This window comes from Methanogenium sp. MK-MG, from assembly GCF_009914725.1.
GTDB lineage: Archaea > Halobacteriota > Methanomicrobia > Methanomicrobiales > Methanomicrobiaceae > Methanogenium.
This window is the reverse complement of record NZ_JAAAWJ010000020.1, coordinates 18,944-32,240: the sequence shown is the minus strand read 5'-3', so window position 1 is coordinate 32,240 and position 13,297 is coordinate 18,944. Positions and strand designations below refer to the sequence as shown.

Sequence of the window (13,297 nt, the reverse complement as noted above, 5' to 3'; positions counted from 1 at the left end):
ATGGGAGAATTTAGGTAAAATACTCGCATAGCAGGCATTTTAGATTGGTATTGAGGGGTGAGTCTGAGAGAAAGGGTCTGCCGGATTTTAAAGTACTGTGTTCAGTAATAATGGAGGGAATTCTTTACCCGCTGGTGATGTTATAGTAGTGAGATTCACATTATTTTTTTCAGGGACAGGAACCTTCCGTTTCTCAGGGGGGTCAGTCACCGATATTTCCAGATGTTGTACATCCTCATATCTACGGATTCCCGCAAAGGTTGCAGAAATCGTAGCAGTCAATGAGAAATCCCCTGAACGCACAGGTCGGATCAGATGAGATATCTCTCTGGACTCTTTTGAATAAAGGTGGAATTGTTGTTTCTCAATAATCTCAAATTCACCAGATATTTTCAGGTGAATATTCTCTAAAGCGACTGTCCCTGTATTCTTCATAACCAGGGAAAGAGGCATTTCTTTGCCTCTGATAAATTGTTTGTTTTTGAGAGATATTTTAATCTGAATCATCTTTGATGTGACATCATCTGACGGTGATTTGAGATATAATTCATCTTCTGACATTACCGGAGAATGGATCATAGCTTTTTGGTTTTTATTGGGTGTGTCAGCTGTTCCCCAATTTTTGTCGGATTCATTTTGCATTTTGGGATTTGGCTTTTTTGTTCCGCAAATGTTTCCTTTCCTCTTCTTTTGAAGATTTCTCTTTCTTCTGATAAGTATCACGTCAGCAAGGATTGTTACAATAATTGCTATCGGTATGACCAACAGGATTGGATCCTGCATGGAGAAAGAAAGAAGCTCACTACTGGTAGTGGTAATTGGGGGTGCAATTGACTTTTCGAATTTCTGGATGCGGTTATTATTGGAGTCAGTAATGTAGATGTTATTTAAATTATCAATCGCAACACCAGATGGTAACGAAAATTCCCCATTGCCTAATCCTTCTGATCCCCACGATGTGATATATTCTCCGTTAGAGGTGAATTTCTGGATGCGGTCGTTACCAGAGTCAGCAACGTAAACATTACCTGAATGGTCAACAGCAACACCGTATGGACTATGAAATTCTCCATTACCTAAACCAAAAGATCCCCACTGAGTGAGATACGTGCCTTCGGAAGTGAACTTTTTAATGCAGTTATTTCCGGAGTCAACAACATAGACATTACCTGAACCGTCAACAGCAACACTGCATGGACTATGAAAATCCTCCTTGTCTTTACCAACAGATCCCCACTTTGTGAGATACATTCCAATAGACGTGAATTTCTTGATGCAGGAATTACCGAAGTCAACAACATAAACATTACCTGAACCGTCAACGGCAACACTGCATGGACTTGAAAATTCATCATTAGCTGAACCTTTTGATCCCCATTTTGTGAGAAATGTGCCCTTAGAGGTAAACTTCTGAATGCGGTTATTTTTTGAATCGGCAACATAGACGTTACCAGAATCATCAATGGCAACATCGAATGGTGAAGAAAACATTCCATTGGCCGTTCCTTCGGTTCCCCACATTGTGAGATATGTACCTTCTGATGTGAATTTTTGGACACGGTTGTTAAAGTTGTCAACAACGTAAACATTACCTGAACTGTCAATGTCAATGCCAAATGGGTTATAAAATTCCCTACTATCTGCACCGAAAGACCCCCACTCCGTTAGATATTCATATCCATCGTATGCCGCAGCCACACCGACGAAACTCGATATGAATAGAATCAACAATCCTATCAAAACTGATTTTTTAGCAGACATCAATATTTATTCCCCTATTTACTAATCCCTTTACCAATCCGGATGATTTTTTGGTGAGTTTCTTTCAGACAAAAACTGAAAAAAAGAGTCTATGCTGATCTGCCTCGTGCCCACGTATAAACATCTTCATAGATCTCTGTAATCGTCTGTTTCCCTTTGAGTAATTCACCGATTTCACATTCATTTAAATATTCAGACCGTATTGCTCATCAATCTGATAGTATCATATTTCCGAAGTGGGATTGTGGTCATTGTCGCATCATATCAGCAATATCTGAACCACATACTTGTCCTATATGGGCAGAGATTATGTATTGCAATTATGTGAAGGGTATGTCTGACAGGCATAAGCATATGAATATTCATTCGAATTCCACGCGGTTACCACAATCAGTGCAAAACTGTGCACCATCAGGTAACCTGGTTCCACATGCCGCACAAAATCTTTCGGAACTCTTTGTCCGGGCATCTCCATTGCCAGTATCTCCAAATGTCGACCTGTTTACCACACTGTCCTGCACCTGTACGCCACCCGGTGAACCTTTCCTTTCACTCGGGAAAATTGAATCACTGGCATTTTCATTGGTAATCCCGGCACGACTCAGGATACTGTCAACAACCTGCACACCGTTGCCAAGATTCACTGAACCTCCGGATATGTTGTAGACTATCTGCTCTGCACGCTTGTTTCCATCCCCGATAAATGTGACAAACCATCGGAGACCGTTATTTTCGATGGCACTTGTTACAACATCCTGCAGGCGTTTGTCATATTTGTTCCATCTGCTCTTCAGAAAATGGAGAAGATATGGATTGGCAGCACCGGGCCGTTTGCAGGCATCTAGTATCATACCATCGATGTAGCGGTAGTGCACATTCAAAAATTCAGATCCTTTCCCTTCACCTGAGAGAAGAACGGTCATCAGTTCCTTCTTTGAAGGGAGAACGTGATACCGTTCAATGAGTTCATACAGCAACAGTTCGTCTTCAGTGAAGGTGTTGGCTTCAACAGGATCTTCTCTGTTTCTGCGAAAACTTGTTGCAAGAGTGAGAAGGGATGCCTCAAACTTTGAACGGAAGTGCAGGTCAAGCGTTTTGTCAAAAGATCCACACTCACGGTTTTCAAACCGTGAATAGTTACTGCGAACTTCATTCCAGAGTCTGACTCTTTCCTCATACGATCTTCTTGAAATTCCGGTGCCACTGTCAATGATGATCTCTGCCGGTTTCAGCAGATTTTCAATACAGGTAAGGTCTCCATCTCCAAACATGGCTATCAGACGACCTCATATTCAAATGGCGTGACCTGAACATACTGAATAAAGTGGGGGGTTTGCATACAGTATTCCCCCTCATCAAAGTTTCTGGCCGCATTCCTTGCAAAATCCTGCCGATGCGTTGTTCTCAGCTCCACATTCAGGACATGCCCGTGTATTTTCATTTTGCACCGGGTTCACGATAACCGGCTGGCCAATACCTCCACCGGCAACGACAGTTGAACCCTGTGCCTGATGGGCACTGCCTCGTGCTGTTGCCGTGCTGCCCATTGCACCAAGGGCCTGATTCATCACATCGACCATACGATCAGAATTCTCACCGAAATTCTTCTGCATCATCTCCATGAATGCCTGCTGATCTCCAAGGCGGGCCGCGTGCATTTTTTCCATTTCAGCTGAACCAAACTTCTGTTTCATTGCCTCAGCAGCGGCAACCGGGTCTTTTGCGTAGAGTGCAACAATCTGATCTGCATCCAAAACAGCTGCACGTTTCATCTTCTCCAGTTCAGTCAGGTGTTCAGCCGTCTTTCCCTCTGTCATGGTGAGGAGTGCTTCAGCTGACGCATTGGTACGTTGTGAGAGCTTAATCCCTTCAATCTCAGCCTCTTTTTCCAGGTCTCTGTGCTGGAGTCCCTGCTCGCCGGTCTGCTTCTGAAGTTTTGCCTCACTCATCTGCTTTTTGATGCCGATGAGACTCTCCATCTCTTTGACATCACGGGCATGTTCACGTTCTGCCCACTTTTCTCCGTGCTCTCTTTGTGCATCGTCAGTTTTTATTTCGTGAGCCTGCTGTCGATCATCCTGACTCAAAGTATGATCAAGCTCTGCATCAGCAGTTTCATGGCGGTGCATCTGCCGGGCCTTATCCCTGACGAGAGAGCGGATGTATTCCTTGTCGTCCCGGTTATTGTTAAGTTCTATTTTCAGGTCCTGGATATCATTGGTGCGGATTATTCCAACCTTTGCAAGCTCGTGAACATAGGCTTCAACGGTGTCTTCGGTTGAAAGTTTATTGATTCTGTCATTTGAGAGGAGTTGCCTGATTTTTTGCTCGGTGTCGATATCAAGCTCCGCCCCGGCGACTTTTTTCGTCCGTGTGCCACGTTTCTCAATGATGTCTTTCCAGTCTGTTTCATCACACCGGACAAACCTGAGGTGCTCTACGGAAAAGCCGTAAGTGTTCAGTGTCGGAGCAACATGTGTCTGAACCTGCTGCTCAATCTCCTGCTTGACTGAGAGATTCCCATAGAGTTCATCCATGGTGTACCTGCTTAGCGTTGCATGAACCACGCTTTGAATGTCATAGGTGAGATCATTCTGAAGATCACTCAGAAGAATCCGGCTCTTTCCTTTCAGGAGATTGTCGATGAATTTCTTTGAGTCAGTGTTTCTGAGCGTCAGCGTGCCACTGATGCCGACCGGGATTGAATCAGCAGTGCGGACCTGTGTCCTGTTAAGGGAGAAATCAATGGCAATAATACCATCGTCAACAAGCACAACGGATGCACGGTCATCAAGGTTCAGTGGCAGATGAGTCTCAAGAAATTTTCCAATATTATAATGTCCGGGTCTGAGATCACCTACAAATGCCCCGCCCTGGAAGAGCAGAGCACGGGTTCCTTCGGCAACAGTAACCGTTTTTTTGAGAATGCCGCGTAGGTCCTCAATTTCGAACCGGCTGGCAAAATCCTCTGGTTTTCGTATCCACTCACGGTTCCGTGAGAAATCTTCCTGATTTGACCCTACCAGTTTACCAAGCCGGGATGTCCGTGCATCATACCCACACCCGGGACAGAACTTTGCATCCGCTGGAACAGAAGCTCCACATTTGTTGCAGGTAAAGTCCGCAACTTTTGCTCCACAGTGAGGACAGAATTTAACATCTTCTTCAAGGGTTGTTCCACACTTCGGGCATGTTTTCTCTCTTCTGTATCCTTCGGCAGACCTGTTTGCCGGGATGTCATTGTCACTTTTCTTACCAAAAAAACCCATTTTTTCACCACTTCATACTATTAGATATACCTTTCTCCAGACCCGGTATCAGTTTGTTTTTCAGGTTTTGAGGGCCAATCACCGTAAAGATAGGATTCGCGCTGATTGAATCTTCATAATTGCCGCTGTATTGAAAATAAGGATAATAAATGGGCATGTATTCCGAATTGGTCAGATGCACATCAATTATATTACCATACCCTTTTTTTCATCTGAATGTTGCCATAACAAACTATAATATCTGTTCTGTTTATCTCCCTCAATGGGATGATCCATCCAGTTGTTCTGAGGACAAATTGCTGAACAATTTTGTACCTGCAGAATCTGAAGACAGACTCCCCGTCCGCATCTCAGAAATCAGAGACCTGATGTATGATTCATCAACTGAACCTGTTCCGGACTGCGAAATATGTTCAGAAGTAATCTCAGAAAGTTCGTTTACCAAGGCCCTTTGACCTGCAGTACTGATACTTGATTTTGCCAACCATTCTTCCAGGGTATCCGGGTCAATGTTCTGTAGCTTTTTCCAGACACCGGAGCGCTGAAGAGTTTTCTCCTGTTCTTTAATTGCAATCATATTCGAAAGCACCTGTAAATCCCGCTCAAGGTTCAGACAGGTCTGGGCTTTTAACTGCCAGGATTCTGAAATTGCCTGTATCCGCATGGCACAGATGGCTGTTCCCACATCATCAGCGATAGCCAGAGACTCGGAAAAGAGTAGAGTAATCTGCTCCTCCATCGCTGATCTGTCATTCAGGGTAGTCTGAATCTGATATCGTAATTGTGCTTCTGCCTTCCTTAGATCCCCCAGTTTCATCGAATCTAAAGGATTTCTTGCATGGAGTCTGGAAAAGATACTCATTGTCGGACACTCCTGTAATTAATTATCAGATTCTGCAATGGCCTTCTCAAGGTCCTTTTCTACGGAGAAGAGTCCGCCTGCTTCTTCAAGGTCAAGAGATCCTGTCTCAACACTGCTCCAGATTTCAAACATCTGCTTTTCGGATTCATCAAGATCATTGTCTGAATCTGCAATGTCCAGCGTGAAGATCTGGTTCAGGTCATCAACAACGTTTTCGAATCCTTTGCCTGCAAGGTTTACCTGAATAAGTGAACTTTCAAAAGCATCAGGTGAAATTCCCTGAATCTTTTCCCAAACCTGTGTCTTCTGGAGGTCACGCTGATATTTCTTGATCACTACAAGATTCGAGATGAACATATACTGCTTGTGCAATGATATAAAGTTGCGAATTTTGAGTTTGGCCGCCATGTCCATCTGCTTGAGTTCCTGTGCCAGCATCTTCTTTTTAATGAGATCCGCTCCAACACCTTCTCCAAATTTTTCCTTTTTGTCGCGTTCAATCCGGTCAATTTCTTTGCGAAGTCGATTGATACGGCTTTTCAGCTTGAATTCTTCTTCCTGCAGTTCAGAGATTTTTAATTTTCCAATTGGGTTTCTTCGAAATCGGTCTATAATTCCCATCTTACTTCACTGATCGATTATAATCTCTGATCCATAATAAAGGTACCTCCAAAATGGAGGATATTGTTTGGGGGCATTTTGCGATACTCCGTCATGGAGGCAATATTTTATAGGGCAGAGTTCATACAGATTCAACAGGAATGGAATATCTCCTTGTTGTGGATTATCACTCTGATGCCGAACGCAAACGGATTGATGCCACCATTGACCGCTGGAAAAGCAAAAAAGACGTGCGCAAAGAGAAAGGTGTTGTCATCCGGGTCAGTGATGATGGTATTGAAGATTTTTTGCATGATCTCTATGCACGACTGGACAGGGGCACCGAGAGTGTGCGTATGTACACTGCAGAAGAATGTGCTCCGGAAGTAGAGGAGATTTCACAAACACTGCAGTATGAAACAGGGATGGAGTGCGAAACAGTCCGGCAGTTTTTGCGATACATCCTGAATAAAATAAATGCCAGTATCGAGGGCACCCGTGATGGCGTGGAATCCTATACTGCATATACCCGGAAAGGTCAGGCAGAAATTGGCCTGGTATGGGGAAAAGATTCAGGTAAGACGAAGGTAACAATCTATGTAAGTGGTTTTGGTGATGTGGTTTCGTTTGTGGCAGGACGGATTGATGAGGAACTTAAGGTGTTTCTGGGGGGTGTGTGATGTTTTTTAAGAAGACGGATACTCATTCAAAATATCAAAACAATATGGACAAGGGCCATTCACAATACAAATCCGGGCAATATCGTGATGCATTAAAATTCTTTGAAAAAGCAATAACATTTGATCCACAATCGTATGTAGCATGGAATTGGAAGGGGAGTTCACTCCGGAGGCTTGGCCGATATGAGGAGGCAATAAAGTGTTATGATCATGCCATTTTTCTTGACAAATCTTCCTACCCTTTTCCCCATATTGGGAAAGGTGACATTTTTTTCAAACAAAAATTAATTCCAAAGGCCCTTACTGAATATAACCGGGCAATTAAGATAAAAAGGCATCCCTGGGCTCTCAACGGAAAAGCACACTGCCTGTACGAAACTGGTAAGAAAGACCAGGCGTTCCGCTTGGCCGAAGAAGTGATACAAATGCGTCCGTCTTTTGTATTCCCTGATATTCTGGAAGGGGACATCTTCTCTGATCGTGGCTCGTACAATGACGCCCTTAAAAGGTATGATAAGGCCCTTTCGCTTACACATTTGGATTCGACTGAAATTCAGGATTCTTTAAACCACAAAAAACTGAATTGCCGGATTTATGTCGCTCCAGATCAGGTTGATATTGCACATTTTATGCATCTCCTTTCAACAGGAACAAATCAGGAACGGGCAGATGCATCAGATTCGTTGGATCGTTGTGTGAAAAATAATCTTGCAGGCCAGATTATCAGACAAAGACCGTTTTCACTGTTTGAACGCTCACTGCAGGATCCGGTTCCAGATGTGCGACAGAATATTTTGTGGGCTCTTGGAAACCTTGCCTGCAATAGCTACTCACATGAGGTGGCTGAATCAGAAATATTATGCCGTCTTGTTGATTGTCTTCATGACCCGTCGGAGGATGTACGAAGTGCGGCAGCATGGTCGCTGGCAGTTCTTGCAGAGTCCGGGCAGGGTATACATGTAGCTGAGACAGGTATGGTTAGTCCCTGCATCAGACTGTTAGATGATCCTAATGCAGAAGTTCGTGAAATGGCCGCTTTTGCTCTGGATAAAGTCTCCTTCTATGCAAGCCCCGAACCACTTGTCCGCGAAAACGGGATTGTGGCACTTGCCCGTCATATCATGGATGGAGAAACTTCTGTTCGGGAAAAAAATCTGTGGGCCCTTTGGTCTGTAGCAAGCCGTGGATATTCGAACAGCCTGTGCGAAATTGATATGCTGATTACCGATCTTAAGCTATGTGCTCAAAGCAGAAACCCTGAAATTCGCAAGGCAGCAATTTCAATCATTGGTGAACTTTCAACAGTTACTGACAAATCTTTTCTTGAGAACAAGGATTTGGAACGGATTCTCATTACTGGTATTGGTTCCAAAAGAAATCGTGTACGGGGGGCTTCAGTCTGGGCTATCGGAAGGTGGGTTGATGCAGGTCTTTCTAAGACATTCACCCGGAATGGAGCAAAAGATCTGCTGAAAACCTGCTACAACGATCAGCACAAAGTCCATGTCTTTTATCACAATGAGAAAAATTGGAAACAACGCTCCATTGGTGGTATCGCTGGTGATGTTCTGAAAAAATTTGATTCATCACGTCCCGTTCCCACACAGTCGTCAAAAAGTGATTATCAGACGGCGTATTTTATCGCAAAAGGGTATGTAGATGAGTTACACCGGAATGAGCTCCAAAATGCTTGTAAATCGGTTGTTCATCTGGAACATTTGGTCTCAGGGTCAATTCTGTCTGATGTGCAGAAACAGAGGGGCATTCTTGAATATTATCTCAAGCAGGAAATTGAGGGAATTCCAGAGGAATTTGAGAATATGGCAGAAATATCGAAGGAAATGATCCTTGTCAAAACAATGGAATAAGTGATGATATGACCGTGGATCTCAGTGGATTTCTTGCAACAGAACTGAAAAAAACGATACAGGAGTTTCAGACAGCAAGAGGGAAAAATGACAATGCAACTGTTCGTGAAAAAGCGCATGCCTGTGCTGTTCTGAGCCGTCAGCTTGCTGAGCAGATGCCTTCTTTGCGGAAAAAATATCTCTCTGATGCAGAGAGGTGGGGTGCCATTGCATCGGGAGAAATACCTGTTTCAGCAGAAAAAAGGGGGAGTTCATCAGCACACAATTCCCGACAGACATCCGGACAGAAACCCGGCGTAAAACCTAGGCAAAATCCAGAAAATCGTGTGTCTCCGGATGAAACGGATGGTTCCTTTGATGCATCGTCCCTGATATCGTCCTCATCCGTCCGGTGGGATGATATTGGTGGTCTGGATGAAGTGAAACGTCTGGTAAAAGAGACCGTAGTGATTTCTGGTCTGAAAAAACCGGACGCCATCCGGCCATGGAAAGGAATTCTTCTTTTTGGCCCGCCCGGAACGGGAAAGACGATGATTGCTGCCGCAGCGGCAGGAAGCCTGCATGCCACGTTCTATGATGTGAAGGCTGACCGTGTCCTCTCAAAGTATTTTGGAGAGTCATCAAAACTGGTTGCCTCGCTCTATGACTCTGCCCGAAGTGAGGCTCCGTCCATTGTTTTTATCGACGAGTTTGATGCTCTGGGTTCTGCCAGAGGAGAGGGCACGAGTGAAGCTACGCGGAAACTTCTCTCCTCACTTCTTACAGAGATGGATGGCCTGCAGGATAAAAAGGCCGATCGGCTTCTTCTCACCATGGCAGCGACAAACACGCCATGGGATCTTGACCCGGCGGTTCTCTCACGGTTCCCCCGGCGGATTTATGTGACGCTTCCGGATGCTGTGTCGTGTGAGGCTATCATCCGGCTCCATACGGTAGGTCTTGGAACTGTTCAGCTTGATGCTGCTGCCCTTGCAGAATGTTGTGTGGAACAGTTGTATTCGGGCAGAGACGTTCAGAATCTCTGCCAGCAGGCGATATGGACGATGATTCATGAGGAGAATCCCCGTATGGATGAGCTTGCAGACCTTCCGTTTGATGAACTCAAAGAGCGGGTGCTTTTGACAAGAGATCTCTGTGCCACTGATTTTGACGAGGCATTTGAGAAGATACGGTCACCGGTGCGAAAAGAGGATCTTGAGCGTTATATGAATTGGAATAATGAATATGGAGAGGCTGGATTTTAATGGGATTTTTAGGGGCAATAAAAGCAAAAAAGTGGATTGGCAAAGGTGATGATCTGTATGAGCTTCAACGATATGATGAGGCACTTGAAGCATTTAATCAGGCGATTGAGCTCGATCCTGAAGATGCGGAGAAATGGATTTGCAGAGGAAATGCTCTGACTGGACTGGAACTATATGAAGAAGCCCTCGAAGCATATGATCAGGCGATTGAGCTCGATCCTGAAGATGCGGAGAAATGGATTTGCAGAGGAAATGCTCTGACTGGACTGGAACTATATGAAGAGGCCCTCGAAGCATATGATCAGGCCACAGAGATTGATCCCGATAATGCAACTGCATGGCAAAATATTGGAATTGCACTGTCTGAGCTTCAACGATATGATGAGGCACTTGAAGCATATACTCAGGCAATTGAGATTGATCCTGATGATGCGGAGAAATGGATTTGCAGAGGACATGTCTATTATGATTTAGAACAATTTGATAAAGCGCTTGATGCCTATCAATGTGCAATTGATTTTGATCCTAATGATGCGAATCTATGGGCTAACAGAGGATTTGCCCTGCAGACTCTAGGTAGATACGATGAGGCACTTGATGCCTATAACCATGCGATCGTTCTTGATCCTAATGAAATGAATACATGGGCTAACAAGGGCTCTACTCTATGTGAATTGGGTCGATATGATGAGGGGCTCGAAACATATGACCTGGCGATTAAATTGGATCCTAATGACGTGGATATATGGGCTCACAAGGGACTTGCTCTGTTAGAATTAGAGCGATATGATGAGTTACTTGATGCTTATGATCATATGATCACTCTTGATCCAAATAATGCTGATCGATGGGATACGAAAGGAAATTTCTTCATGTGTTTTTTGCAGCGATATGATGATGCACTTGATGCTTATTGCCATGCGATTGATCTTGATCCTACTGACTCACGTTTCTGGAAGCATAAAGGAGATGCCTTTTTTAGTCTAGATGAATTTGATGAGGCGCTTGATGCATATTATCAGGCTATCAAGCTTGATCCTGATGAAGTGGATCTATGGTATAATAAAGGAAAGATCCTTTTTAGTCTGCAACGATACGAAGAGGCTCAAACCTGCTGTGCAAAAACACTTGAATTGGATCCAGACAATAGCAGGGCTCAACAATTAAAGGCTGAGATTTCTGAAAAAATATCCCGTGGGTTTTCATCAGAAAGATCTTCCCCCGATGAAAGAAAGGTTCTTCATTCCAATATGGATGAATCTCTCCTTATAGTACGCACAATCTTCGATCCGGTAACGACCGGTTTCCTCCTCTCCTCGAAGCGCAATTTACCGAATGTGCAGCAGTGGATCCTGACCCATGATCCTTCCTCGTACTGGTATGTTATTTGCCTCAAAAACTGTCTGGACAAGCCCGTTGACGAATGGGGGATTTCCCTTGAGATGGGTAAGGCTGCGGGGATTTCTGAGATCGTTATTGAAAACAGGGACACCTATGTGAGCGTGGATGATTCTATCGATATAGAAAAACCCTGGGTGAAGTCATTCCACTTTGGTTTTTCCCGTCATGACGGTGTTGTCATTCCGCGTGATGGTTCACTGAGACTCTACATCAAAATCTATTCAAAGGCCTGCAATACTGATCTAAGAATTGCCGGGCGATTTGTTGCTGAGGGTTTTGAATCCATTGAAATTCCAGAGAAACAGTTTACCTTTGCCTGTGATGTGCAGAACTATAAGACAGCCCTGACAACAAATCCGGAAAATGCGGAAAGCCTGACTGAAAATGTTCTGAAACGATCCTTTGATCCCAATACGACGCGTGTTCTCCTGCATGCATTCACCCATATCCGTGATATCGATCAGTGCTGTAGTCAGCGGAAATATGATCTGCTTCTGGATAAGATGCGGGCGTTGGATGACCTTTTTGATAAGGCGTCTGCACCCGAACGCGTCCATACAATGTTAAGCAAAAATATCCGTGCTGTTGAGATGCTTGAGGATGGCGAAGAAACCTATGAGCGGGTTGAACGGTTGTGGTCATCAATGATTGATATGTGGCAGAATGAATATATTATCAAATAATCATGGATATTTTTTTAGATGAAATAATAGTTTCCAGAATTGGGAATTTTTAGATTGTCAGTGATCCCATTTTTCTGATGTCTGGATTTTACCCTGTTTTGTCGCAGTATGCGCCAAAACCGGAGCAAGGAGAGATGGAATCCTCGCAAAAAACCATCTACTCAATATCGTCGATGTGAACCAGCCTTGACACCGGAATCAGCCCCTTCATCGCGGTCGTCTCCGCCCACCTTCCCGATTCGATAAATGCCGCCACCGGATTTGCTCCACCGATCATCACAATGCCCTGATAGTTCGTTGTGACGGGGACGCCAAACATGGATCTGTTTGGACTACCCACGTCCAGAATGCCGGTAAAGCCCACCGTTCCAAACAGGTCCAGAATTTCAAAGAGGAGCGGTTCTGCCTCCATATGTGATTCCCGTATATTTGCAAGGATGCTGCCTTTCCCAAACTGAATAACTCCGCTGATGCCGGTGGAGCCATGGTCGATCATCACCTGCGTCGGATCGATGGTTGTTGCATCGTAGCGTATCAGAGAGGTAAACCTGCGGGGCACGTGATCTTTGATCTCCAGCAGACCTCCGCCAATGGGATTGATCGGAATGCCGTTTCTCAGCAGTATTGCATCGAGGGTGATGCTGCACATCGTTACAATGCCGCAGTATCCCTTTGGTATTGTCCTCTCCCCAATCTGTTCACCCGCGTCAGCGATGAGCATACGGTCACTGACGCAGATGCCCGCTTTATGGGACTGGTGAATGATATCAACCGCATAACTGCGGTCTTCCTCTTTAATCAGGGTGAGATTAAAGATCACTTTGCCGCTGTCGGTTGCCGGATCGTATGTTACCTGAAGGGCATATTCATCGATGCGATGATTGACAAATTTTAGTTGTTCCATAGTATCGTCAGACCTCTGGTTGATA

Annotated in this window: 10 protein-coding genes; 4 read left to right on the top strand and 6 right to left on the bottom strand. The window is 44.5% G+C overall.

Features of this window, described 5'->3' with window-relative positions:
• Positions 1 to 87: 87 nt before the first annotated feature.
• From MKMG_RS04930 to MKMG_RS04910, 5 genes are all read right to left on the bottom strand, one after another.
• Complete coding sequence (locus tag MKMG_RS04930; RefSeq protein WP_165076284.1) at positions 88 to 1,761, bottom strand: 6-bladed beta-propeller; 1,674 nt, start codon at positions 1,759 to 1,761, stop codon at positions 88 to 90.
• Between the two features lie 362 nt (positions 1,762 to 2,123).
• Positions 2,124 to 3,032 carry a zinc ribbon domain-containing protein gene (locus MKMG_RS04925; protein WP_165076283.1) on the bottom strand — a complete coding sequence of 303 codons (909 nt, stop codon included), beginning with the start codon at positions 3,030 to 3,032 and terminating at the stop codon, positions 2,124 to 2,126.
• An 84-nt stretch (positions 3,033 to 3,116) separates the two neighbouring features.
• Complete coding sequence (locus MKMG_RS04920; RefSeq protein WP_165076281.1) at positions 3,117 to 5,030, bottom strand: zinc-ribbon domain-containing protein; 1,914 nt, start codon at positions 5,028 to 5,030, stop codon at positions 3,117 to 3,119.
• A 259-nt stretch (positions 5,031 to 5,289) separates the two neighbouring features.
• On the bottom strand, positions 5,290 to 5,892 hold the full coding sequence (locus MKMG_RS04915; protein ID WP_165076280.1) for a hypothetical protein: 603 nt from the start codon (positions 5,890 to 5,892) through the stop codon (positions 5,290 to 5,292).
• Between the two features lie 18 nt (positions 5,893 to 5,910).
• Positions 5,911 to 6,513: a chromosome assembly protein gene (locus MKMG_RS04910; RefSeq protein WP_165076279.1), complete on the bottom strand. Its 603-nt coding sequence runs from the start codon at positions 6,511 to 6,513 to the stop codon at positions 5,911 to 5,913.
• 140 nt (positions 6,514 to 6,653) lie between these two features.
• On the opposite strand from MKMG_RS04910, the gene MKMG_RS04905 reads away from it, so the two are divergent.
• From MKMG_RS04905 to MKMG_RS04890, 4 genes are read left to right on the top strand one after another with little or no spacing between them, the layout of a single operon-like run.
• Complete coding sequence (locus tag MKMG_RS04905) at positions 6,654 to 7,172, top strand: hypothetical protein (RefSeq protein ID WP_165076277.1); 519 nt, start codon at positions 6,654 to 6,656, stop codon at positions 7,170 to 7,172.
• Positions 7,172 to 9,040 carry a tetratricopeptide repeat protein gene (locus MKMG_RS04900; RefSeq protein ID WP_165076275.1) on the top strand — a complete coding sequence of 623 codons (1,869 nt, stop codon included), beginning with the start codon at positions 7,172 to 7,174 and terminating at the stop codon, positions 9,038 to 9,040. Before MKMG_RS04905 ends, MKMG_RS04900 begins: the two co-directional genes overlap by 1 nt.
• Before the next feature lie 8 nt (positions 9,041 to 9,048).
• Positions 9,049 to 10,284: a 26S protease regulatory subunit gene (locus MKMG_RS04895; RefSeq protein ID WP_165076273.1), complete on the top strand. Its 1,236-nt coding sequence runs from the start codon at positions 9,049 to 9,051 to the stop codon at positions 10,282 to 10,284.
• Positions 10,284 to 12,368, top strand: a complete 2,085-nt coding sequence (locus tag MKMG_RS04890; protein ID WP_165076272.1) for a tetratricopeptide repeat protein — start codon at positions 10,284 to 10,286, stop codon at positions 12,366 to 12,368. Before MKMG_RS04895 ends, MKMG_RS04890 begins: the two co-directional genes overlap by 1 nt.
• Positions 12,369 to 12,525: 157 nt before the next feature.
• On the opposite strand, the gene MKMG_RS04885 is transcribed toward MKMG_RS04890, so the two are convergent.
• Entirely contained in the window at positions 12,526 to 13,272 is a 747-nt protein-coding gene (locus MKMG_RS04885) for a DUF128 domain-containing protein (RefSeq protein ID WP_165076270.1), read from the bottom strand.
• Positions 13,273 to 13,297 lie beyond the last annotated feature (25 nt).

Excerpts from the sequence above, each read along its gene's own strand:
- MKMG_RS04930 (WP_165076284.1), bottom strand. The coding sequence starts at position 1,761 with ATGTCTGCTAAAAAATCAGTTTTGATAGGATTGTTGATTCTATTCATA.
- MKMG_RS04925 (WP_165076283.1), bottom strand. The coding sequence starts at position 3,032 with ATGTTTGGAGATGGAGACCTTACCTGTATTGAAAATCTGCTGAAACCG.
- MKMG_RS04920 (WP_165076281.1), bottom strand. The coding sequence starts at position 5,030 with ATGGGTTTTTTTGGTAAGAAAAGTGACAATGACATCCCGGCAAACAGG.
- MKMG_RS04915 (WP_165076280.1), bottom strand. The coding sequence starts at position 5,892 with ATGAGTATCTTTTCCAGACTCCATGCAAGAAATCCTTTAGATTCGATG.
- MKMG_RS04910 (WP_165076279.1), bottom strand. The coding sequence starts at position 6,513 with ATGGGAATTATAGACCGATTTCGAAGAAACCCAATTGGAAAATTAAAA.
- MKMG_RS04905 (WP_165076277.1), top strand. The coding sequence starts at position 6,654 with ATGGAATATCTCCTTGTTGTGGATTATCACTCTGATGCCGAACGCAAA.
- MKMG_RS04900 (WP_165076275.1), top strand. The coding sequence starts at position 7,172 with ATGTTTTTTAAGAAGACGGATACTCATTCAAAATATCAAAACAATATG.
- MKMG_RS04895 (WP_165076273.1), top strand. The coding sequence starts at position 9,049 with ATGACCGTGGATCTCAGTGGATTTCTTGCAACAGAACTGAAAAAAACG.
- MKMG_RS04890 (WP_165076272.1), top strand. The coding sequence starts at position 10,284 with ATGGGATTTTTAGGGGCAATAAAAGCAAAAAAGTGGATTGGCAAAGGT.
- MKMG_RS04885 (WP_165076270.1), bottom strand. The coding sequence starts at position 13,272 with ATGGAACAACTAAAATTTGTCAATCATCGCATCGATGAATATGCCCTT.